This window comes from Chryseotalea sp., from assembly GCF_057350905.1.
On sequence record NZ_JBMRCF010000001.1, the window covers coordinates 450,822 to 473,252 of the forward strand.

Consider the following 22,431-nt stretch of genomic DNA (forward strand, 5'->3'; position numbering starts at 1 on the left):
CTGAACGAACAATTGTATATGGTAATCTCGTTTCGCTACTTAATGACGGTTGAAGCAACCAATTTATCCTGATTTTCAATTAGGTATAGAACTTAGTAAGCTCAGTCCAAAAGTGAATCAGTTTAATCTCCATTAAACTATGCTCTGTTTGAATCGTATGAGAAAATTGCACATGGTCGAACTTATTTATCAAAGAGCCCATTATCGGATGTCCTTGTTTTGATAGTATTCCATTTATTTCAGACTGGTATTTGTTGTAATCATCCGATTGAACATAAGCTAACATTGCGGAAGACTTCACATTGAAGCCGTATCCATGCTCTTTGCTTATGAATCTCTTAATACCACCTTCAAAATATTGGCCTACGTAATCCCACGAAGCAGTTTTCAGATCTAAGCGCTTACACTCAAGACTAAATTGTTTTGCACTTTCAGCAGGACTGGTAGCACTATTGTCCGCAAAAGACCATTGAAAATCAGGACGCTTATTCTCTCGAACATGCTTATTTAAATGTGTGAGTGATGGTTGATTCAGAGCCTCGTAAGTGGGATGAAAATTTAGACCCATATTTTTTTTCTGAAGAATAAAATTTGCCTCAACTAGGCAAAAGTAAAATTCCCTGTTCAATTCATTTTCTTCTTTCGGAAGCGTGACTCTCTTAACCATTAATTCAATAGCCAATTCAATTATTTGGACTACGGTAGCCTCCGTACGTTGCCAAAAATCCCGCTTGTTGTCAGTTAAGCCTAATCCCATCAAACAGTAACAGTTTTGTCCATTGCCATCAATACTGTAGCATCAACATCCAACTGCGCTTGTGTAATGCCCCATAGTCGTTTCTGGTTTCTTTTAATAATAATTATTTCTTCTTGAGATACACTTCTTATTGAGGCTTCGTAGGTTATTTCTGCTGAAGTTCTCAGACCAGATAATTTCGTGTTGGTTGAGTTATCATCGTCCTTTATCACAGCTATATCACTCGTCTCTGGAGTCACGTTTTTAGATTCTAAAGAAAACACAACGGCTATCCAATCCTCTTTGCCAAATGTGTGGAGCGTTGGCTTCAAATATTCGTGCGGTTCCAAAAAATTAATCCACTGCGTTTTGAAATAATTAATATACCCCTTGAAATCTTTTGTCGATTTGATCGGCTTTGCGGCAAAACTATCCAACCCATTGTAGTACAGATCTATGTCCATCTTGCAACGCTCTTGAACCAAGTGCTGTTCGAACCGTGTCAATTTGTACAAATCAAAAACAAGTTGATCTAACTCCCTTTCAGCAATGTCAATTGAAGCTTGATCAAAACTCTTACTGGATAGTAGTTTTGGAGCATTGAGTTCTGTGAGCTGTGAAGCCTTCTCTAAAATTTTTGATTTAAGCTTGGCATCAGGAATAGCAATCGGAAAATCCAATACCTCATTCATATGCAGCTCCTGATGCCAGGTACCCCAGGTGCTGGCGGTCATAAACATATAGTATCGGAACAAAGACGACCATAAAAGAGCCGTGAATAATTCTGTATCTTCTAAATACTCATGTTTTAACTTTATACAGATGAGGGAATGATTAAAAGCAAATTTATCGTACTCAAGGCGGACGATAATTTGCCCTTTAGGTTCAACACTCTGAATAATTCCTCTCCTGATGACAATCCTTTTTTCCTGAAATATGTGTTCATTTCCCCTGACCTTTACCTTGCTAGGAATATCAACAAGCTTTTCCCTATCGTCTTTCTTGGAAAGATTGATAGATTGGTATTTGTTATTAAAATATTTAACGGGTATTTCAGAAAAGTTTTTCAACCAATCAGCGGGTTTAGATTTGTTGGCTACCTGAAACCCTTGGGCACTTACTTTGGTATTTGTAAAATGTGATAACTTATTAAACCGTTTTATTGCGCTGATTAGTTTGAAATCGTAAGCATTTCCCCAATGATATATCTTCCACACATTGCCTACAGAAGTCTGCTCACTCGGTATATACTTAACATCATTGCTATCCGTTATTACAATCTTGTTCTTGCTTACAAGGAATGAATTTTTTAACGCTGTGTATTTTATGTTATACAATCCCTGAGGCTTTGTATTAATGACCTTAATGAACACAAAGGGTGAAATAGCGCCTGAAAAAAAAACAGATCGAACGTTGGCAAAACTTATTATTTCTGAAACTCTGTAATTGGACAGGAGAGCGAGCTTATACTGATTACTGATGTTTGAAAATTTATACAAGACTCCACTAGATACCAATAAGGCACAAATTCCTTTGTCCTTCAATAAATCTAGTGCGAGCCAGATAAAAGCATGGGAAGGCTCTTTATCCGGAAATAGCTTTCCATTTTCATCACACCATTCCTGTATAACGGCAAGCGCTTCGCGTGCAACTATGTCTGATCTTTTTGGAGTTCCCCATGGAGGATTTCCAATGACAACGTCAAAAGATTTAGGAGGGAAAAATTTTTCTACGGTATCGGTTGAAAAAGAGTTCGACTCGACAAGATTATTGTAATTGTTTTGGCTTCTCCTATTTACAGCTATGAGGTTTGGCAACTTATTTCCACTGCGTATATACTGGAGAATATTTGGAGGTTTTAAATAATGCAGAAATGAAAGATACAAACTAAAGGCTGCAATCTTTATTGCCTCGGGATTGATTTCTATCCCCGCAATTTGTTCTTTTAAAATGATAAGTAATTCAGAAGCTTCAAGACTACTTACTTTTTGCTCATAAAGTTTATGTCTTACCACTCGTCTGAATGCTTCTACAAGAAAAATTCCGGAACCACATGCTGGATCAAGTATCCGTGGCTTGGTACTTAGAACTTCAGAAGTTAAAACCTTTGATAATACATAATCAACTAAAGCTGATGGTGTGTAATGTGTTCCCTTCCCATCGACAAGCTTATTATCTGAAGTATTAAGGGTGTGATAAAATTCTTCATAGATACTGCTGATTAAATCAACAGGTATTACATCAAATCTATAAGCCCACAAGAAGAAGGACTGCTGATCTGACGTTTCTTTTCCTATCAAAAAATCCCGTAACAGTGCTAAATGCTTTTCCTTAACAATGTTATCCTCATCATCGTCAGTTATAAAGGTATCACCATTGAAATCCTGAGACAGTCGTTTGAAGAAGGCATATGTCAGGTATTTATCTGATAAAATTCTTGGAAAAATGAGTTCGCTCATTTCCGAGCGATAAAAAACAAATTGAAGCGGGGTGTTAACTATGTTCTGCCATGCTTTATTCTGACCTGCAACGCGTAAAAAATAATCCTTATCTAATATTCCTCTGTCTTCAAGATATCTGATGAATATAGCCCGCCCTATAAGTGCATGGGCGTATCTTATTTTATCTCCTTTTAGTCCTTGACCAAATAGCCGTTCTCTTACAACTTTAAGATCAGAGATCAACGCCTGGTCAGCGCGTTTGTTAAACGTTTGGAAGCGTTCATCACCAAAAATTTTCCCAGAGAGAATGTTTTCCTGCCCAAAGCTTTTTATGACTTCCACCAATTCTACAACTTCTGTTATTCGGGCTTTAAGTGGTTTCAATTCACCGTTATTCCGGGCTGCCCCCTGTGCTAGGTCGAACAGATCAACAGAAGAATTATGTTCTATAAAAGCTAATCTTGGCCTGGCAAATGACCATAGCGAATTATAGACTTCATACAATTTTTCTCTTGAGGATTGTGAAGCATCGGCAAAAACTATTATTGGATTATTTTGAGCAAAAAATATTTTATGGATCTTAAAGTCTGCCTTATCATTTAAGTTATTTGCGGTATCGATCCATTGACCAATGGCTAAGTACCGATCAATATCCAAATCTCCAGACCTCACACTCACATCTATCAAGTCTTCATAACTTTCCAAGGATTGGAAGGCCTGTAAAAGAAGATTTTTTGATTCCAACACACTCATTAGATAGCAATTTACTAGTATAGTTTTTATCTATTCAAACTTTTATTAGTGGGAAGTGTAAAACTTGTTGTAAAATTAGATAATAATTTTGACAAGGACTGTCAAAATGGACTGTAGATGCTGATTTTGGCCCATTAATCAGGGATGAAACAAAATGAATTGCTCGAACTCAACGTCTTTAAATTGCAGCTTCAGATTGATTGATTCCAAATCATCTCTGTATTAATCTTTTGTAATCATAAAAATCCTTTACATGTAGAAAGGGCATGATTCGAACCAGCGGCTCTTTCGACTTAAGTCGGGATGGGCTACCTTTGGTTCTTGAATATCATTGGTCTGACCAATGTATAATCTTTTGGAAGTATCAGAATCAAGTATATAGAGATAATACATTTAATAAAAAAAACCTTCCCATTTTCATGAGAAGGTTTTTGTTATTCTGTCGGGGCGGCAGGATTCGAACCTGCGGCCCCCTGGTCCCAAACCAGGTGCGCTACCGGACTGCGCTACGCCCCGAACAATTTCTTCGTTTAAGAAGGGCTGCAAAAGTAGAACTATTAATCAATAATAAAACTACCCTGACAATTTATTTTAGTGATCCGACAGGGACTCGAACCCCGAACCGTCAGCTTAGAAGGCTGATGCTCTATCCAGTTGAGCTATCGGACCCAAACTGCGCCCCAGCCCTCGAACCATTGCTGGCTTCGTTTGGCTGGCCGCTTGCCAGAATTCTTTTCTTGACTGTGCTTAACTTGCCCTAAGGCAAGTTTGAGCGTAGTTAAGCGGAGAGGGGGGGATTCGAACCCCCGGTACAGTTTAACCCGTACGACAGTTTAGCAAACTGTTGGTTTCAGCCACTCACCCACCTCTCCTTAAAGTTCTTTTTCAGGACTTCTTCCCAAAAAAAGAGTTGCAAATATAAGCGAAGGGTTTGATTTCTCAACCTATCTTTTTGAAGATACTCCAAAATTTATCCCCAAACGCAAATCAATTAACTCGGCCACCTCAGCATGTGCTTTTAATGAGAAACCCGCACGAATATTTTTGGTGGCTGCATACAAGAGCGTATAGCGCTGAAATACAGGTATATCATTGCCATATGCTTTGAAAGCATACACGCCCAGCAACTGCGAAAATTCTACACGGCCTATGGTGAGCAAGTGTCCGCCCGTCAACGAAATAATCCATGGACTATCATCCGATCTTTCAAAAATCTTCCCTGTTTCTGGTAAGGAGGCATCATGCGAGAGCTCTGTGCCTACCATCCAACTGCTTATGTGATTGAATGACCTGGCTAAGGCCAGACTCAAACCAATCATTTGCTTGCGGGGCGAATGAGCCTCCCAGTCGCGTACCAGGCGAGAAGCAGTAAACAGCTGCACATGGTAACGCAAACTTTTATCATACAATTCAGTCTTTGCTCTTGCTGGCAAAGCAACATCATGAATAATGTATTTGACACCAAGCGAAAGGGTGGGATAGTTCATGCCCAGGTTAGGTACGCGCATACCACCATTAGAGATGTGGTTGAAGTTTACTGCACCGCTGACTTGCCATGTGGGTGCCATGGAATAGTTAGCATGAAAACCAAAGCGCAGCAAACCACTTACCGGGCTACTATAAAATCGATTGTCAGGATTATTGGTAAAGTCATACACCTTGTTGAGGTAAATTATTCCGGCAGCCGCCCTGAGTGAGAAATTAATTTTTTTATTCAAGGTCAGTTGAGGCTCTGTATACATCATGTAATAAAAGCCTTCACCGAGAATACTCTTTTTATCAAAATGAGTGTAACCAAACAGCACGCCATTCTCTGTATAACGATTGGCTTTTTCAAATCCTTTTTTGGAAGCATTGCGCCAGCTAAAGCCAAGTTCAAGGGTGGTAGGATGTGCACCCTTGGCCGTTTTTCTTAAGGTATCGCGATGCGGAAGAATTGAACCCCTGTGTGCATTTAATTCAAAAGCATACCGCAGGCTATCCTGGCCAAAACAGCTTGATGGTAAGTTCAGCCTGATAACGAGGAAGAGGCAACAAAATAAGCATGTTTTTCTAAACAAAATATTGCGAATTGAGGATTAAGATGAAACAGTTTTTATGGTTGTAAAATCAGCATCAAATTTTATAATTTATAAACATTGTCATGTTAAAAATTGGAGCGGATAAGTAAAATCAAGTGGTTTTACTTTTAAGTCTAACACTGAGGTTAATTAGCCTGATTGAATTTATTCTTATCTGTGTTTTCTGTGGCAACAAGATTTTAAATCAGATTAATAATACAAACTCTTCCTTTTATCTTTTTTAAGAATAGAACCGCTGAGTGCAGCAAAACCCGCTACTAAACCACCAATAACAGCAGTAAGCACAAATAATAAAGGTTTACTAATAGATAGAATACCAGCCACCCGATCAGTCAATGGCGCAGCACCACCCTGATCAATCCATAAGGCATACAATCCCCACAGGAGAGCTACACTTAAAAAACCTGCTAAAAAGTTTTGCGATGATTTTAAAAGATAGCCTCCGGCAAAGGCCACAATGGCAATACTCCACCAGGGTAAGAAAAGTTGGATCACAAATGATGCTGCAACGATAAATAAAAATTGAAATACGAATTTCATTTCTTTAATGGGTTAAGATGAAGGTGATTGAATGCGGTGGCTTCTTCTTTGCTGCGAAGAAAAGCAAGTGGATAATAGCGGGCACTAGTCCAATGACTTACAAACTGATCGTAATATTGACTGCCGGGATTCCCCGATTGCCCGCCAGGGTATGTTGCCCAGGCTTTCACACCGTTTTTCTCCATAGAGGTAATCATGCGCCATGATGGACCATGTGTACGGGAATGAGCATTAACGATATCATGGTTACCACCGTGTTTAATCTTGATGCTGAGCGCGTCAATGCGGAGCAAGTGGCCTATATAAGAATCTTTGTATTCAGCCCAGGGAACGGTTGTGGTGTTCTTACTCTTTTTCCATGCTTCAATATCGGCAACACCTTTTCTAAATGCTGCTTGCAATAAAGCTTGGGCATTTTCCTTCTCCGGTGTTTCTTGTCTGTCGAACCAGACAAGTGCTGGTTGTTCTTTTAAAAGTTTAATGGTTTGGTAAGTGGTAGGTCGGGAAAGCGACACATTTTCTTTTCTGAATTCATCCCAGGTCATTGGCATCAAGGCATCCCACCAGGCTTCGTAATACGATGCACCCTCACTGTCTACATTGTTGAAGTAATCCCAACTTTTCAGTTTGTCAAGGGCAACTTTTTCAGCTTCAGTAAGGTTGGCGAGGTCTGCTACTTGTTCAAGGAAATAGGGGAGACTTTCCGCTGCTTTTAAGTTGTAGTTATCATTCTGCAAATTCATCAAGTCTTGTGGTTTGGCATTGCTAAGGGCGCCTAATACCTGATTAATGCGCCTGTTACGGTACGCTTCAAAATTAGAAGCCGTGATGTAGTAGGGATACGTTGCATCTGCCGGATACTGATTGGCTGAACTGACAAAACCACGCTCTGGGTTTTTATACATTACGTTTTGTTCATTGGGTATAAAGGCCTGCCATCCATTAGAGGTTTTACTGCCATCCAGTACAAACTTGCCTTCATCTTTTCTCCGCAGCGGAAATTTGCCTTGCACACGCATGGCTACATCACCACCGGTAGAGGCGAAAGCAAAATTTTGTGCCGGACCACTGTAATGATTCAGTGCTTCCATATAATCCTGGTGATTATTGGCGCGGTTAAGTTTATAAAAAGTCAGCGATTCATTCGATTCATCATGTGCGATCCAACGGAAAGCGTGGTGCTTCAGGTTGTCTTCTGCGTGATAGGTATCATCATAGGTTACAGGTCCCCAATGCGTGTAAACAACACTATCAATAAAAGCTTCTTGCCCACGCACAGCAAAGCGCTCTTTAACGATGTTGCTTTTTACCCAATTGCTATCGAGCAAGTATTCATGTTTGGTACTGTCCTTAAATTGTATGCTATACCAGTCGACCAAATCACGTTGTGCATTGGTAACCGCCCACGAAACTGAATCATTAAATCCAATAATAACGTGAGGTGCACCTGGCAAAGAAACGCCCATTACATTTACACCGGGTGCATGCAGTTGTATGGCATACCAGATGGAAGGCAAGCTTAAATTCAAATGAGGATCACTGCTTAGCATAGGCGCACCGTTGGCCGTTTTGCTGCCGCTCACAGCCCAGTTATTGCTACCAGTGGTTGGGTCTGAGGGAGGCAGTTTTCCGGATAACTTAATTAATTCATTCGGCAGGGCAGAGGGTACACTTTCAAGCGTGACTGGTTTGAAATTCCACTTCCCTGTATTATCAACAATGGGATCACCTACATTTTCCATATCAGGAAAAAGTAAATCCACTGTTTCCTTGCCAAAGAGCTTTAAGGTATTGGTCATTTCAATATCCTTATCGCCCATGTTGAGTGTTTGCGCCATGCTGCGAAGGAGTAAGGCACATTTTAATTTTGTCCATTGCTCTGGTGCATAGTCCAGCAACTTATATTCAAAAGGAAAATTTTTATAACTCAGCGACTGAATGTATTGGTTAATGCCCTCCGTATATTTTTCGACAGCCAATTTGGAGTTAGCATCTTTTTCCATGGCTTCCAGTGCATGTTGTGCTCCGTAAACCATACCCAGCCTGCGCTGACCGCGGTCGTAATTCAGCACTGCCTTGTCTTTACCGGCACCAATAATTTCCGAGATACGACCTGCTGCAGCATGGGTCTGAAATTCCATCTGCCAAAGTCTGTGTTTAGCCGTAACAAAGCCTTGTGCCAGGTACAGGTCAGCTTCGTTATTCGCAAAAATATGTGGTATTAACAGACTGTCGAGGTAAATGGATACTTCCTGTTCAAGTCCGCTGATGGGAAGTTCAGCGCTGAGTGTCTCATTTTTAGCTTCAATATTTTGCCAAAAGCCCTCAAAGGGACTTAAGAATTTACCAAGAGGCGGAATACGTGTGCCACCTACAGGCCAACTTGAATTCAATGTAAAAATCAAGGCCAAAGTAAGTGCCAGTGAGACCAAAAACCAGATAATCTTCATGCTAAGCAAGGTTTAGTGCTATAAAGTAAAAACCTTTTCCTAATTTTCGAGCTCCGATCCTGTAATAATTCATTTTGAAGAAGATTTTAGCCCAATACACAAAAGAGCAGGTTAAAAAAGCCGCTCAGATTAAAGCCATTTTTTTTGATGTGGATGGCGTGCTTACCGATGGTAAAATCATTTATGATGCCACGGGTAAGGAGATTAAGAACTTCAATGTAAAAGATGGTCAAATCATCTCTCACTTGCGCAAAGCCGGTATTTTAGTAGGTGCTATTTCGGGCCGTGATTCAGTGGTAACGGCCAACCGGGCAGTTGAACTTAAATTCGATTTTTGTCACCAGGGTATTGTCGATAAAGGTGCAGTAGTTGAGAAGCTGGCGGCACATCATAAATTAAAAGCCAAAGAGATGGCTTATGTGGGCGATGATATTATTGATTTGGTGGCCTTTAAGTTAGTGGGTTTAGCCGTGTGCCCTGCCGATGCCTTCGATTATATCAAAGATAAAGTAGACTTAATATCCAAATACAAAGGAGGCGAAGGCGTGGTGCGCGAAGTAGGCGATTTAGTACTGGCGGCACAGGGCAAGTTTGAGAAGCTTCTAAAGGGCTGATGGAGAAATCAATAGGCAAAGAAAGTACACATTTATGTATCTTTGCGGGGATTTAGCGATGAAACCGATAACAGACTTTCAGCAACTGGATCTTACTAAAAGTTATACTTACGCGGATTATTTAACCTGGCAGTTTCAGGAACGCGTAGAACTAATTTTAGGAAAGATATTCATGATGTCTCCTGCACCGGGGTGTAAGCATCAGCATATTTCCATGGTGATAAGCTCGAGTATTTTTAACTATCTGAAGGGAAAGTCGTGCAGGGTTTTTTCTTCACCTTTCGATGTTATTTTACAAATTAATGGCGACAGCAATACAGTTATTCAACCCGATATTACAGTAGTGTGTGATCCGTCAAAATTAACGGAAAAGGGTTGCACCGGAGCGCCAGATCTTGTGGTGGAAGTACTTTCCAAATCATCGGTAACAAGAGATTTGCATGAGAAATACAACATCTGCGAACAAGCAGGGGTAAAAGAATATTGGATAGTACATCCAACAGAAAAGACACTGATCGTTTTTTACTTAAACGATGAAGGTAAGTATGTGCCGACAAAACCACTTACCAAAGGCGATGTTGTGCAGAGTAAAGTATTACCCGGCTTATCACTTGATCTCAACGAAGTCTTTGAAGACATTGTAAAAGAACCGGAAGAAGACTACAGCACCTATCATCGCATTCCATTCAACTAATCGAACAACCATCAACGAACAACTAACAACGACTAACGAACAACAAACAACCAATAGCAGTGGAGATTTTTAAAGATAAAGTTCAGGTAACAGACAAGATCACCTTAGGTGGTGACAAGATGGTTTTATTTGCAGGCCCTTGTGCAGCGGAGAGCTACGAGATTTGCATGGAAGTGGGCACGCATATGAAAAAGCTGACCGAACAGTTAGGGATTCAATATGTGTTCAAAGCTTCATTCGATAAAGCCAATCGTACTTCATTGGGTTCTTACCGCGGGCCATCCATGGAAGGTGGTTTACAGATATTAGAACGTGTAAAGAAAGATTTACAAGTACCCATTGTTACCGATGTACATGAAAGTTATCAATGTGCAGAAGCGGCTACAGTAGCAGATGTATTACAAATACCAGCCTTCTTATGTCGTCAGACTGATTTGCTAAAAGCAGCAGCCCGCACAGGCAAGGCGGTGAAAGTAAAAAAGGGTCAGTTTATGGCACCTGAGGATATGCAATATGCTGTAGCCAAAGTAAAAGGAGAGGGCAACAACAATGTGTTTCTCACAGAACGCGGAAGCACCTTTGGTTATAATAACCTGGTAGTAGATATGCGTTCCTTACCGATTATGCGCCAGTATACTCCCGTTATTTTCGATGTTACGCACAGTGTACAACGTCCGGGTGGCTTAGGTGGTAAAAGTGGTGGCGATCGTCAGTTCACTTCCTATTTAGCAAAAGCTGCCGCAGCAGTGGGCGTTGACGGTTTCTTTATTGAAACACATCCTAACCCTGAGAAGGCGTTAAGTGATGGCCCGAATATGATTCCCTTGCATGAGATGGAAGCATTTTTGAAAACCATATTGGCTTATTGGGAACTCAAATAGTGTCTTATTTTACAATTGTCCATCGTCCATTGACCATTGTCTTACAGGAATAACATGAGCATAGCTAAAAATTGGCTTGTGTTTTATACTCAAAGCCGTCAGGAAAAAAAGGTAAGAGATCTTTTGCTTCGAAATGGCCATGAAGTATTTCTACCTATGCATAAAGTGCTTCGGCAGTGGAGCGACCGTAAAAAAAAGGTTGAAGTTCCCTTGTTCAGCTCTTACATTTTTGTGTTTGAGTCGGAGGATAAAATAGCCACTGTACTACAAACCCCGGGTATTGCCTGGAACATCCGGCATAACGATAAACCCGCTATACTTCATCCCAAAGAGTTGGCAACCATTCAGCGTTTTCTTGCGTCCGGTTTATTGGTGGAGGTTACTCCTTTAGCCGGTGCCGAGGTTGGCGATCTCGTGGAAATTATGGGGGGACCACTTAAAGGGTTACAGGGCAGGATTCAAAGAAGTCAGGAAGGTGACAAGTTCACTTTATCGCTGGAATCTATAGGTCAAAGTTTGCTGGTAACAGTGCAAAGTGAATTATTACAGCTGGTTTAGGGTTACTTTTTTGGTTCTTAAAAAATAGAGTAAAAATTTTACTCATCTAAATCTTTACTTTAACTTTAAACGGTGTTAGATACCCTAATAACCTCTAAAACGCGCTTAAAAATGCTGTTGAAGTTCTTTGTCAACAGCTCAGCGACTGCCTACCTGAGAGGTTTGGCAGAAGAGTTTGGGGAATCCACCAACGCCATCCGGCACGAGTTGAATAACCTATCTAAAGCAGGCTATCTGATTTCTGAAGGCAATGGCCGCACCATAGAGTACAGAGCCAATACGGCTCACCCCCTTTATGCTTCCCTTAAAAACTTAATGCACAAGTACTTGGGCATAGATACCATTGTGGAGAACATTGTCCACAAACTGGGCGACCTGCAGGCTGCGTATATCATTGGCGATTATGCCAGAGGGAGGGATAGCGGCACCATAGAGGTACTGCTGATTGGGAATATTGATGAGGAATACCTGAATAAGTTAGTGGTAAAAGCACAAACACTTATTCAACGAAATATTAAAGTAAGCCATATACAGAAGCAGGCATTTAAACATGATCAGTTTACCGAATGTTTGCTGGTATGGGCTGCAGACTGACGTGGTTGCTAGTTGTTAGTTATTATTAAGGTAGTTCCGAACAACCAACAACCATCAACTAACAACGATTTCAAATTACTCACTGTGACTGAGGAGGCGGAGCTGCGCCAAGCCATTAAAATTATGCCTATATTTAAGATTGTTAAAAAATCATTGATGAAAAATATCATCTTGTTTGCTTTGCTGGTGTTGGCAATATCTTCATGCGTACCGAATAGAAAGTATGTTTTTTTACAGAAGAATGATGTGAAAGCGAAATCAGTACCTGTGGATACAGTGGTTAGAACCTATGCAGTAGATACTTTTCAGTATAGGATACAGCCTAATGATATTGTCTCAATACGGTTTGAAAGCTTAACTCAGAAAGATTTTGATTTTTTAAACTCTTCGCAATCAGGTCAGGCAAATGCAGGAGCGGTTTCAATCCAAAACAATGCATTACTTATCGGAGAGTTAGTCGATGAAGATGGATATATTTTTTATCCGGTTGTTGGGAAAATAAAAGTAGCTGGCTTTACCGTCTTTGAACTTCAGGAGAAGTTATTGGCAATCGCTGATCAGTATTTAGAATCACCAGTGGTCAAAGTTCGTTTATTAAACTATCGCATTACTGTTTTGGGTGAAGTAAATAAAGAGGGCACCATTTTTCTAACCAATAACAGGGTATCCATGCTTGAAGCTGTTGGACTAAGCGGAGGCTTTACCGATTTGGCAAAACGTTCGCAGGTAAAACTGGTAAGACAAAAAGATAATAGGGTGGAAATAGTTTATTTAAATCTCCTGGATGAGAATTTCATACAATCACCTTATTACTATGTTCACCAAAATGATATGATTATTGTTCCCGCACTTAATCAGAGACCATACCGTAAATACTTTGGACAGAACTTCTCTTTAGTAGTATCTACATTATCACTTCTTGTATTAACATACTCTTTAACAAAATAACATGCAGCGAGAAATCAACACGCAGCAAGGGTTTGCACAGATTACAAAAGACACTGGCATTTCTATTGATTATAAGAGAATTTTATACCACGTATTTAAGTATTGGTATCTGGTTGTTCTTTCATTAGTTATCGCATTAAGCATTGCATTTTTGCGCAATCGATATGCCACAAGAGTCTTCCCGGTTAGTGCATCCATCATTATTAAAGAATCCGAAGAAAGTAGTGAGAGTCGCTTCTTGTTAAATAATCCCTTGGTTAATTTCTACAAAAATTACTTAAATGAATTATACATAGTTCGTTCTTATCCCCTTATCCTCAAAACCATCCAGGAATTAGATTTTCAGGTAGCTTTTTACAAGGAGGGTAACATTTTAACTACAGAGAACTATAAAACCCTTCCCATCAAAATTCACATGCTTGATGAGGAGCCTGCTTCAAGACCACTCTCGCTTAATTTTATAGCTTTAGATCAAAATACGTTTAAACTATTTCAAGAAGATAGTGAAACTGGCATAGGTGGAACGTTTAAGTTTAATGACACAATTGAACTCGTCAATAATAAATACCTTTTTGAAAAGTTATTGACACTGGACGAAACATTCCTGAATCAAACTTTCATTTTTAACTACACCCCCTCATCAGCATTGGCCACAGCCTATGTTGACAGGTTGGGCGCAAATTGGGCAGAAGAGGGGGCAGGGGTTATCAACCTTACCTTATCAGGTTCTATTCCACAGAAGGAAATTGATTTCCTGAGCCAGTTGATTTTAGAATATGAGGAATACAACCTCAATAAAAAAAGTTTAGCTGCTTCCAGGTCTATTGATTTCATCAATGATCAATTAACAGGAATAAGCGATTCATTGAAGAGGGCCGAACGTCAATTAGAACTATTTAAAGATAAGAATGTAGTAACAGATCTTAACTCTGAAGCTTTGCGGCTTTATCAGAAAGTAGAAGGCCTCGAAGTTCAAAAATCAGAACTAAGCTTAAGATCCAATTATCATGATTACCTGCTGACATACTTAAACGCTGAAAAAAACCTGGAACAAATAATCTTACCCACTTCAGTTGGTATATCCGATCCTATTTTAGGCGGCTTGCTATCACGTATGGTTGATTTTCAGTTAGAAATGAAAATGCTGATATCCCGTGATAAATTAGATAATCCAATTGTAAACGAAAGGAGAAAAAGAATTGCTGAAATTAAGAAAGACATCATAGAGTCCGTTAATAATCAAAAAGGCGTTGATAAATTAAAAATGGATTTTCTTACCAAGGGAATTAAAGAAGTAGAAAAGAGTTTAAGTTATCTGCCTCTGGCTGAGCGTCAACTCATATCTATTAAGCGCAACTACACCTTGCTCGAGAACCTATATGTATTTCTTTTGGAAAAGAAAGCCGAAGCTGGCATATCAAAGGCATCCACCACAAGCGATGTTGTTGTCGTAAATCCACCCATGGCTGGTGCATTTAGTTCTCCACGCATTCGGCTTAATTACCTTTTAGCTATTAGTGTAGGTCTGGCTTTACCATTACTCTTCTTCGTGGGTATAGAACTTTTAAACAATAAAGTACAATCTAGAGAAGACATTGAAGAACAAACAGAAACACCGGTGCTGGGTGGAACTGGCCATAAAAACAGTGAAGATAACCTGGAGGTAATGAAAAAGCCCAAGTCTGCTGTAGCAGAATCTTTTAGGGCCTTGCGGGCTAATTTATTTTACTTTATGGATAATAAAGACAAGGGCACCATCCTCGTTACTAGTTCTATTAGCGGTGAAGGCAAAACATTTACATCCATTAACCTTGCTTCAGTATTTGCCCTATCTGGTAAGCGAACCTTGATTATTGGTGCCGATATGCGCAGGCCGAAAATAGTGGATGATTTTAAAATCCCTAACGAAATTGGTTTGAGTTCCTTTCTGGCCGGCTTGGCTGAATTCAAGCAGGTAATTAATTCCACTGATTACGATAATTTATTTTTAGTGAGTGGTGGACCAGTACCACCTAATCCATCAGAGCTTATTTTAAGTAAGCGTATGGATGAGTTTATGACACTGGCTAAAGAACAGTTTGATATTGTAGTAATCGATTCCCCACCCTTGGCTATTGTTGCAGATGCTTTTGAGTTAGCCAAATATGCTGACCATACCATATTTTTGGTCAGGCAAGATTACACCCCCAAAATATTACTACGCGCAATTGAAGACTACCACTCTTCGGGTAAACTAAAAAACGTTAGTATTGTGCTCAATGATATTTATCGTACTGGTTTAGGCTATGGCTATGGCTATGGCTATGGCTATGGCTACGGTTACGGTTACGGTTACGGTTATTATTCAAAGAGTAAAAAGAATGGAGGCGGTTATTATACCGAATAAAATTTAAATGACATTATCAAATAAGCGAGTGCTTGTAACAGGTGCGGATGGCTTTATAGGTAGCCATTTAGTGCAACGCCTATTAGCAGAGGGCTGTAAAGTGAGAGCTTTTGTTTACTATAATTCCTTTAATTCGTGGGGCTGGATAGATTCCTTTTCAAAAGAGGAGAAAGATACACTGGAAATTTTTGCTGGTGATGTACGCGACCCCAATGGAGTACGCACTGCCATGCGCGATATCGATGTAGTCTTTCACTTAGCCGCACTTATTGCAATTCCATACAGTTACCACTCACCTGATAGCTATGTGGATACCAATGTGAAAGGGACACTGAATATACTTCAGGCAGCAAGAGACTTAAATGTTGAACGCGTTTTAGTTACATCTACTTCAGAAGTATATGGTACGGCTCAATTTATACCAATTACGGAAACGCATCCTAAACAACCCCAATCTCCATACTCTGCATCTAAAATTGGGGCCGATTGTATGGCGGAATCTTTTTACAGGAGTTTTGATTTACCTGTAACGATTGTAAGACCTTTTAATACCTACGGTCCTCGTCAGTCTGCCAGGGCAGTTATCCCTACAATAATTACTCAGTTACTGGTTGGTATTTCTGAAATAAAGCTTGGTGATTTAACTCCAACTAGAGATCTGCTTTATGTACTGGATACTATCGAAGGTTTTATTGAAATAGCTAAATCTGATTCTTTAATTGGTCACGATGTAAACATTGCAACTCAATCGGAAATATCAGTAAAGGATCTTGCAGAAGAGATAATTAAACAAATTAATCCGGAGGCAAGAATTGTGTCTGATGTAGAAAGAGTACGACCAGTAAAAAGTGAGGTGTTTAGATTGTTAGGTTCAAATAAAAAGCTAATGGAGTTTACTAGCTGGAATATAAAATACCCTTTCACTAAAGGACTTCATGAAACAATTCAATGGTTTCGAAATAATGAAAATAGAAGATTGTACAAAGCAGATATTTATAATCTATAAGGATGAAAAAATATTTTATTATTGGCTGTGGTGGTTTCGCTAAAGAAGTCTATTTTTTAGCTGAATCTACTCTTGACAACGAACATTTCTTTGGAGGATTTATAGATTATCGACCTAAAAGTGATTCTATAATTGTTAGAAACAAAAGCGAGAAAGTTTGGGATCAGGAGGATTTCTTAAATATCCATAGAAATAATAATGATATACTTTTATTTTTTGGATTAGGAGATCCCAAACGAATATTTGAATTAAGTGAAAAGTTTGAAGATTTTTCATTTCCTAACTTAATTCACCCAAATTTTATAGGAGATAGCCAATCCATTTCTTTTGGGCACGGCAATATAGTTACCGCAGGATGTACTTTTACTGTTGATATCTTAGTAGGGAATTTTAATATTTTCAATTTACATACAACAGTTGGTCATGATTCTGTTATAGGTAATTGTAATGTCTTCAACCCAGGCTGTAACGTAAGTGGTGGTGTAAAAATTGGTGCACAAAATTTATTTGGAACAAATTCAACCATTCTTCAAAATTTGAATATAGGTAACGGTAATGTATTGGGTGCCGGCTCCTTGGCTAATAAAAGTTTTTTAAATGATTTGGTTATGATAGGCGTACCTGCAAAACCGCTTTTGAGATGAGTGTATTAATAATCGCTGAGGCTGGAGTTAATCATAATGGCGACATTAACTTAGCTAAAAACTTAATCAAAGCTGCTGCTGATTGTGGAGCTGACTATGTTAAGTTTCAAACTTTTGTAACTGAGTTAAACATAGCCAAAGATGCAAAGAAGGCCAACTATCAACTTAAAACGACAGATTCCTTAGAATCTCAGTTTGAGATGGTTAAAAAGCTAGAGCTTTCATTCACAGATTTTAGTAACCTGAGTAGTTATTGTAAAGAATGTGGTATTAAGTTTTTATCGACTGGTTTTGACTTACCGAGTATTGATTTTCTCAATACCTTAAATATTGATTTTTTCAAAATCCCTTCAGGGGAAATCACCAATAAACCATTTCTGGAATTTATAGCAAAGAAAAACAGACCTGTTATTTTGTCTACGGGCATGGCAAATATGCAGGAAGTGAAAGACGCATTTCAATTGATGTTAGAATGTGGACTTGATAAAAGAAAGATTAGTATACTTCACTGTAATACTGAGTATCCAACACCTTTTAGTGATGTTAATCTAAAGGCTATGCTTTCCATTCAGCATATGTTAGGAGTAGATATTGGCTATTCTGACCATACAGTTGGCATTGAAATACCAATAGCTGCAGTTGCAATGGGAGCCAAAATCATTGAAAAACACCTGACATTAGACAGAACCCTAAAAGGACCAGATCATATTGCATCACTTGAACCACAAGAATTTAAATCAATGGTTAGGTCTATTCGTAATGTTGAATCAGCTTTAGCAGGAAATGGGGTCAAATCGCCCAGTGAATCAGAATCAAAAAATATTTTGATTGCAAGGAAGAGTATTCATCTTGCAAGAGATATTAGGAAAGGTGAATTAATTACAGAAGAAGATTTGATAATGTTAAGGCCAGGTGATGGTATATCTCCAATGAAATTAAATGATGTTGTAGGAAAGAGATTAATAGTTGACATGCTGGCTAATTCGAAATTGACGTGGGCACAAATCCAGTAATTCGACTCGGAGTTCTCACTAGCTCTAGGGCAGATTTCGGTATCTACCTTCCATTGTTGCAATTATTGAAATCTGAAAATTCTTTTTCATTCGAAATTATTGCTTTTGGAACTCATCTCTCAATTCCACATGGATATACTATTCAAGAAATTGAGGACTCTGGATTTGAGGTAAAACATAGAATTGAATCATTATTAATTTCAGATTCTCCAGTAGGTATTTCTTCAAGTTTTGCAATAACAAATCTCAAATTCGCGGAATTCTGGAATACCTATTCTTCAGAATATGATTTTATTCTCTGTCTTGGTGATCGATTTGAAATGGCAGCGGCAGTTCTAGCAGGAGTTCCATTAGGAGTCAAATTTATTCACTTTTATGGAGGAGAAACTACACTCGGGGCTATTGATAATATCTACAGGCATACAATCACTCTATCGTCAGTATTGCACTTTGTTTCTGCTGAACCATTTAAGAATAGAATAAAAGATTTAAATGGTAACGGATCTAATTGTTTTGTTGTTGGCTCGCTGAGTTTAGATTCCTTGCAACAAATAAAATTATTAACAAAGGACGAATTTTATGACAAATGGGGAATAAATCTTAATCTACCCACTATTTTAGTAACAGTACATCCAGAGACAATTGGCTATGAAAAAAATATCGAATATGCTAAAGAACTTGCTGATGCACTAATGATTCTTTCAATTACAAATCAAATTGTAATCACTTTACCCAATGCAGATACTAACGGAACTGTATTTAGGAAAGTATTTAATGATTTACAAAATTGGTTCCCTGATAAATTTTATTTAATCGAAAATTTTGGAAAATTATCCTACTTCTCTTGCATGAAATTTTCCGATTATTTGATTGGAAACAGCTCAAGTGGAATAGTTGAAGCCGCCTCTTTTAAAAAGTTTGTATTGAACATTGGTAACAGACAAAATGGTAGACTCTCAGGAGAGAATGTTATCCATGTGCCCTTTAAATCCAGTGAAATCCTTAGTGCTTCACGCTTAATATCAGGCCGCAATTACGAAGGAGTTAATATTTATGATCGGCCAAGTCCAGCATTAGCTATAATTAACATATTAAAACAAAAGTGTGCAGAACTTTGAAAGATATTTAATAACTGGTGATTCTCAGATAAGAATGGCATTGGCACAGCTTAACGTATTAGCAGCTGATGCTATACTTTTTGTAGTAGATGTTAATTCACGATTACTAGGCTCTTTAACCGATGGCGATATAAGAAGAGGGTTTTTAAGGGGACTTGATTTAAATAACCTTGTTAGAGATTTTATTCAACCAAATCCTAAATTTATTCGAAAGAATAATTATTCAATTGAAACGATAATTGATTATAGAAATAAAGATTATAAAATTATACCTGTGCTGGATAAAGATGACTGTATTATTAATGTCATCAATTTCAGAACACAAAAGTCTTATTTACCAGTTGATGTTGTAATTATGGCTGGAGGCAGGGGAGAACGTCTAAAACCTTTAACTGACCTAACACCCAAACCTTTGCTATTAGTTGGAGATAAGCCAATTATTGAACATAATCTCGACAGACTTATTTCGTTCGGAGTTGATGATTTCTGGATTTCCATTCGTTACCTCGGGAATCAGATAATTGAACATTTTAATGTGAGAGAGAAGAAGAACGTCAGGATTGAATACGTTACTGAGGACGCTCCGATGGGAACTATTGGGTCCGTATCGAAGATCAATAATTTACAGCATGATTATGTGTTGGTAACAAATTCTGACCTGCTGACAAACCTTGACTATGAGGATTTTTTTCTATCATTTTTAGCATCTAATGCAGACCTCTCTGTTGTTACTATTCCTTATGAAGTAAACGTTCCTTACGCAGTATTGGAAACCACCAATGGACATGTAATGAGTTTCAAAGAGAAACCCACATTTACCTATTACTCAAATGGTGGTATTTATCTCATGAAACGTGAAGTGTTAGAGCTCATTCCTAAAAACTCCATGTTTAATGCTACAGATTTAATTGAACGATTAATTTCTGAAAAAAGAACTGTTCACTCTTATCCCTTGCACGGTTATTGGTTAGACATTGGTAAAATAGAAGATTTTAATAGAGCCCAGCACGATATTAAACATATTAAATTTCATTGAAAATTCTTGTTGTCATTCCTGCTAGAGGTGGATCTAAAGGTGTACCACTAAAAAACATTAAGCCTTTGAGCGGCAAACCGTTAATTTATTATACGATTGAAGCAGCACGCGAAGTTTTTGATGATGGCATTATTTATGTCTCAACTGATGATGAGGAAATTAAAAGAACAGTTGAACAGTTGGGATTAAAAGTTCCTTTCTTGCGTCCAGCAGAACTTGCCACAGATATCTCTGGTACCTATGAGGTTTTATTGCATGCTGTTGCCTATGCAGAGTCCGTTAATTATAATCCTGACATCCTCGTATTACTTCAACCGACATCACCATTTAGAAGTGGGAGTCAAATTAAACAGGCTTTGGAGCTTTTTGATGAGTCGTGTGATATGGTAGTATCTGTAAAGGAGACTTCTGTTAACCCTTATTACTTACTTTTTGAAGAAAATAGTCAAGGTTTTCTCGAAAAGTCAAAATCAGGAAAATTTACCCGCAGGCAAGACTGTCCTAAAGTGTGGGAGCTTAATGGAGCAATATATGTTATTAATGTTCAACAATTGAAGACTAAGCCCCTTCATGAATTTACCGCTATAAGAAAGTTTGAGATGGATGCTTTCTCCTCTCACGATATTGATACAATGCTAGATTGGAAATTAGCTGAGCTACTTATCAAGGAAAATGCTAAGGATTCTTAAATTTTTTAAAAAGCCTGAATTAAGATCAGGTGTTTTATTTGGCTCCTCATCATTAGTATCTGGCTTAGTCGCCATGGTGATTGGTATTTTGATTATCGGTTGGATTTCACCATCCGAACTTGGTATATGGCAAAGCTTGTCCATTTTACAATTGTATGTTCCTTTTCTGGAAATGGGTATACCTAATGGTCTGAATCGTGAACTACCGTATCTCTACGGTAAGGGTAACACGAGCAAGGGAGTTCAGTATGCGCAAGCAGCTCAGTCTTTTATGATAGCAGTTGCCTTACTATTTTTTATAGCAACGATACTGGTAACAATTATTTTATTAAGCCTTAGGTATGATCCTAAGGTGATTGCAGGAGTCAGCACTGTTGGTCTTCTTGTTTCAGTGAATGCCTATCAGCGTTACTTAACCGTCACATACCGGTCAGCGCAGTCATTCGTTAGCCTGTCAAAATTATATTTGTATCAAATTGGTATTCAGATTTTTCTTTTACCTGTTGTTTGGTATGAGCGATACTATGGACTGCTTGCATATTCATTTTTGGTTCCATTTGGATTCACTATGCTTATGCATTTTTCAAGGCCAATTAAAGAACGTCCACTTTTTAATTTAAAACTACTTAAAGATCTTTCAGTCGTAGGTTTGCCGGTTTTTGCGATGGGATATTTTCGTGGAATTGCAAATTCTTTCAATCGGGTTGTACTTTTCATGAAAGGAGGTACAATGGCTGTTGGACTTTTTACTCCAGTCAATGCTATTGGAACATTGATTACGATGCTTCCTGGAGTACTTGGAAATTTTTTCTTCCCTAAAATGAACTACTTGCTGGGCGCAACAGATGAGCCCAAAAAGCTTTGGCCAATAATTATAAATATAAATCTGATTATACTTTTATTTTCGTTACCGTTTATTTTTGGTGTTTGGTTTGCCACACCAATCTTAGTTGGAAAATATTTTGCAGAATACGAAAGTGCTATTCCAGCTATGCAAATATTTTCCCTTAACTTTTTGTTTTCAGGTACTTTGGTTTCACATAATGCGATCTATACACTAAAGGCCTATACTTTAGGATATGCTTTTGTAGGCTTTGAATTGGCGCTGCGATTTATATGTCCTTATCTTGCCATTCATTTTCTGGATGGAAATCTACTGACGCTATCCGCTTATGGTGTGTTACTTTCTAATTTTCTGCTGTTTTGCCTAAACTTTTTCTTCTTAGGGATGGCAATTAATAAGTGAAAG

At 38.5% G+C, this 22,431-nt stretch carries 19 protein-coding genes and 3 tRNA genes; 14 read left to right on the forward strand and 8 right to left on the reverse strand.

All coding sequences use genetic code 11. The features are described from left to right. Positions 1–79: 79 nt before the first annotated feature. From ACO1XM_RS02035 to ACO1XM_RS02070, 8 genes are all read right to left on the reverse strand, one after another. Positions 80–757: a hypothetical protein gene (locus ACO1XM_RS02035; RefSeq protein ID WP_486225441.1), complete on the reverse strand. Its 678-nt coding sequence runs from the start codon at positions 755–757 to the stop codon at positions 80–82. After that, positions 757–3,930 (reverse strand): N-6 DNA methylase, encoded by a 3,174-nt coding sequence (locus ACO1XM_RS02040; protein WP_486225442.1) that lies wholly within the window; start codon positions 3,928–3,930, stop codon positions 757–759. The genes ACO1XM_RS02035 and ACO1XM_RS02040 overlap by 1 nt, the downstream gene beginning before the upstream one ends. Before the next feature lie 442 nt (positions 3,931–4,372). Continuing rightward, positions 4,373–4,446, reverse strand: a tRNA-Pro gene (locus tag ACO1XM_RS02045). A gap of 79 nt (positions 4,447–4,525) precedes the next feature. Next, a tRNA-Arg gene (locus ACO1XM_RS02050) sits at positions 4,526–4,599 on the reverse strand. A gap of 114 nt (positions 4,600–4,713) precedes the next feature. Continuing rightward, a tRNA-Ser gene (locus tag ACO1XM_RS02055) sits at positions 4,714–4,802 on the reverse strand. A 72-nt stretch (positions 4,803–4,874) separates the two neighbouring features. Then, the gene (locus ACO1XM_RS02060) at positions 4,875–5,990 is read right to left on the reverse strand and encodes an acyloxyacyl hydrolase (RefSeq protein WP_486225443.1); all 1,116 of its coding nucleotides are present in this window, start codon (positions 5,988–5,990) and stop codon (positions 4,875–4,877) included. A 210-nt stretch (positions 5,991–6,200) separates the two neighbouring features. After that, positions 6,201–6,551 carry a hypothetical protein gene (locus ACO1XM_RS02065; RefSeq protein WP_486225444.1) on the reverse strand — a complete coding sequence of 117 codons (351 nt, stop codon included), beginning with the start codon at positions 6,549–6,551 and terminating at the stop codon, positions 6,201–6,203. Then, entirely contained in the window at positions 6,548–9,001 is a 2,454-nt protein-coding gene (locus ACO1XM_RS02070; RefSeq protein ID WP_486225445.1) for a penicillin acylase family protein, read from the reverse strand. Before ACO1XM_RS02070 ends, ACO1XM_RS02065 begins: the two co-directional genes overlap by 4 nt. Before the next feature lie 74 nt (positions 9,002–9,075). On the opposite strand from ACO1XM_RS02070, the gene ACO1XM_RS02075 reads away from it, so the two are divergent. The 14 genes from ACO1XM_RS02075 to ACO1XM_RS02140 all read left to right on the forward strand — a co-directional run bounded on the left by ACO1XM_RS02075 (position 9,076) and on the right by ACO1XM_RS02140 (position 22,428). Next, complete coding sequence (locus ACO1XM_RS02075; RefSeq protein ID WP_486225446.1) at positions 9,076–9,615, forward strand: KdsC family phosphatase; 540 nt, start codon at positions 9,076–9,078, stop codon at positions 9,613–9,615. Positions 9,616–9,673: 58 nt separating this feature from the next. After that, a complete protein-coding gene (locus tag ACO1XM_RS02080) occupies positions 9,674–10,309 on the forward strand; it encodes a Uma2 family endonuclease (RefSeq protein WP_486225447.1) in 636 nt (211 codons plus the stop codon). Between the two features lie 59 nt (positions 10,310–10,368). Beyond that, entirely contained in the window at positions 10,369–11,190 is an 822-nt protein-coding gene (gene kdsA, locus ACO1XM_RS02085) for a 3-deoxy-8-phosphooctulonate synthase (protein ID WP_486225448.1), read from the forward strand. 54 nt (positions 11,191–11,244) lie between these two features. Then, positions 11,245–11,748, forward strand: a complete 504-nt coding sequence (locus tag ACO1XM_RS02090; RefSeq protein WP_486225449.1) for a UpxY family transcription antiterminator — start codon at positions 11,245–11,247, stop codon at positions 11,746–11,748. 111 nt (positions 11,749–11,859) lie between these two features. Further along, complete coding sequence (locus ACO1XM_RS02095; protein ID WP_486225450.1) at positions 11,860–12,342, forward strand: winged helix-turn-helix domain-containing protein; 483 nt, start codon at positions 11,860–11,862, stop codon at positions 12,340–12,342. A 123-nt stretch (positions 12,343–12,465) separates the two neighbouring features. Continuing rightward, positions 12,466–13,290, forward strand: coding sequence for a polysaccharide biosynthesis/export family protein (locus ACO1XM_RS02100; RefSeq protein WP_486225451.1), 825 nt, complete (start codon positions 12,466–12,468; stop codon positions 13,288–13,290). Position 13,291: 1 nt separating this feature from the next. Continuing rightward, positions 13,292–15,676, forward strand: a complete 2,385-nt coding sequence (locus ACO1XM_RS02105) for an exopolysaccharide transport family protein (protein ID WP_486225452.1) — start codon at positions 13,292–13,294, stop codon at positions 15,674–15,676. A gap of 7 nt (positions 15,677–15,683) precedes the next feature. After that, complete coding sequence (locus tag ACO1XM_RS02110; RefSeq protein ID WP_486225453.1) at positions 15,684–16,682, forward strand: NAD-dependent 4,6-dehydratase LegB; 999 nt, start codon at positions 15,684–15,686, stop codon at positions 16,680–16,682. 2 nt (positions 16,683–16,684) lie between these two features. Then, on the forward strand, positions 16,685–17,326 hold the full coding sequence (locus ACO1XM_RS02115) for an acetyltransferase (protein ID WP_486225454.1): 642 nt from the start codon (positions 16,685–16,687) through the stop codon (positions 17,324–17,326). Then, positions 17,323–18,339 (forward strand): N-acetylneuraminate synthase, encoded by a 1,017-nt coding sequence (neuB, locus tag ACO1XM_RS02120; protein ID WP_486225455.1) that lies wholly within the window; start codon positions 17,323–17,325, stop codon positions 18,337–18,339. The genes ACO1XM_RS02115 and neuB overlap by 4 nt, the downstream gene beginning before the upstream one ends. After that, a complete protein-coding gene (gene neuC / locus ACO1XM_RS02125) occupies positions 18,321–19,457 on the forward strand; it encodes a UDP-N-acetylglucosamine 2-epimerase (protein ID WP_486225456.1) in 1,137 nt (378 codons plus the stop codon). Before neuB ends, neuC begins: the two co-directional genes overlap by 19 nt. Continuing rightward, complete coding sequence (locus ACO1XM_RS02130; RefSeq protein ID WP_486225457.1) at positions 19,444–20,493, forward strand: nucleotidyltransferase family protein; 1,050 nt, start codon at positions 19,444–19,446, stop codon at positions 20,491–20,493. Before neuC ends, ACO1XM_RS02130 begins: the two co-directional genes overlap by 14 nt. Then, positions 20,490–21,182, forward strand: coding sequence for an acylneuraminate cytidylyltransferase family protein (locus ACO1XM_RS02135; protein ID WP_486225458.1), 693 nt, complete (start codon positions 20,490–20,492; stop codon positions 21,180–21,182). Before ACO1XM_RS02130 ends, ACO1XM_RS02135 begins: the two co-directional genes overlap by 4 nt. Continuing rightward, on the forward strand, positions 21,166–22,428 hold the full coding sequence (locus ACO1XM_RS02140; RefSeq protein ID WP_486225459.1) for an MATE family efflux transporter: 1,263 nt from the start codon (positions 21,166–21,168) through the stop codon (positions 22,426–22,428). Before ACO1XM_RS02135 ends, ACO1XM_RS02140 begins: the two co-directional genes overlap by 17 nt. Positions 22,429–22,431: the final 3 nt, after the last annotated feature.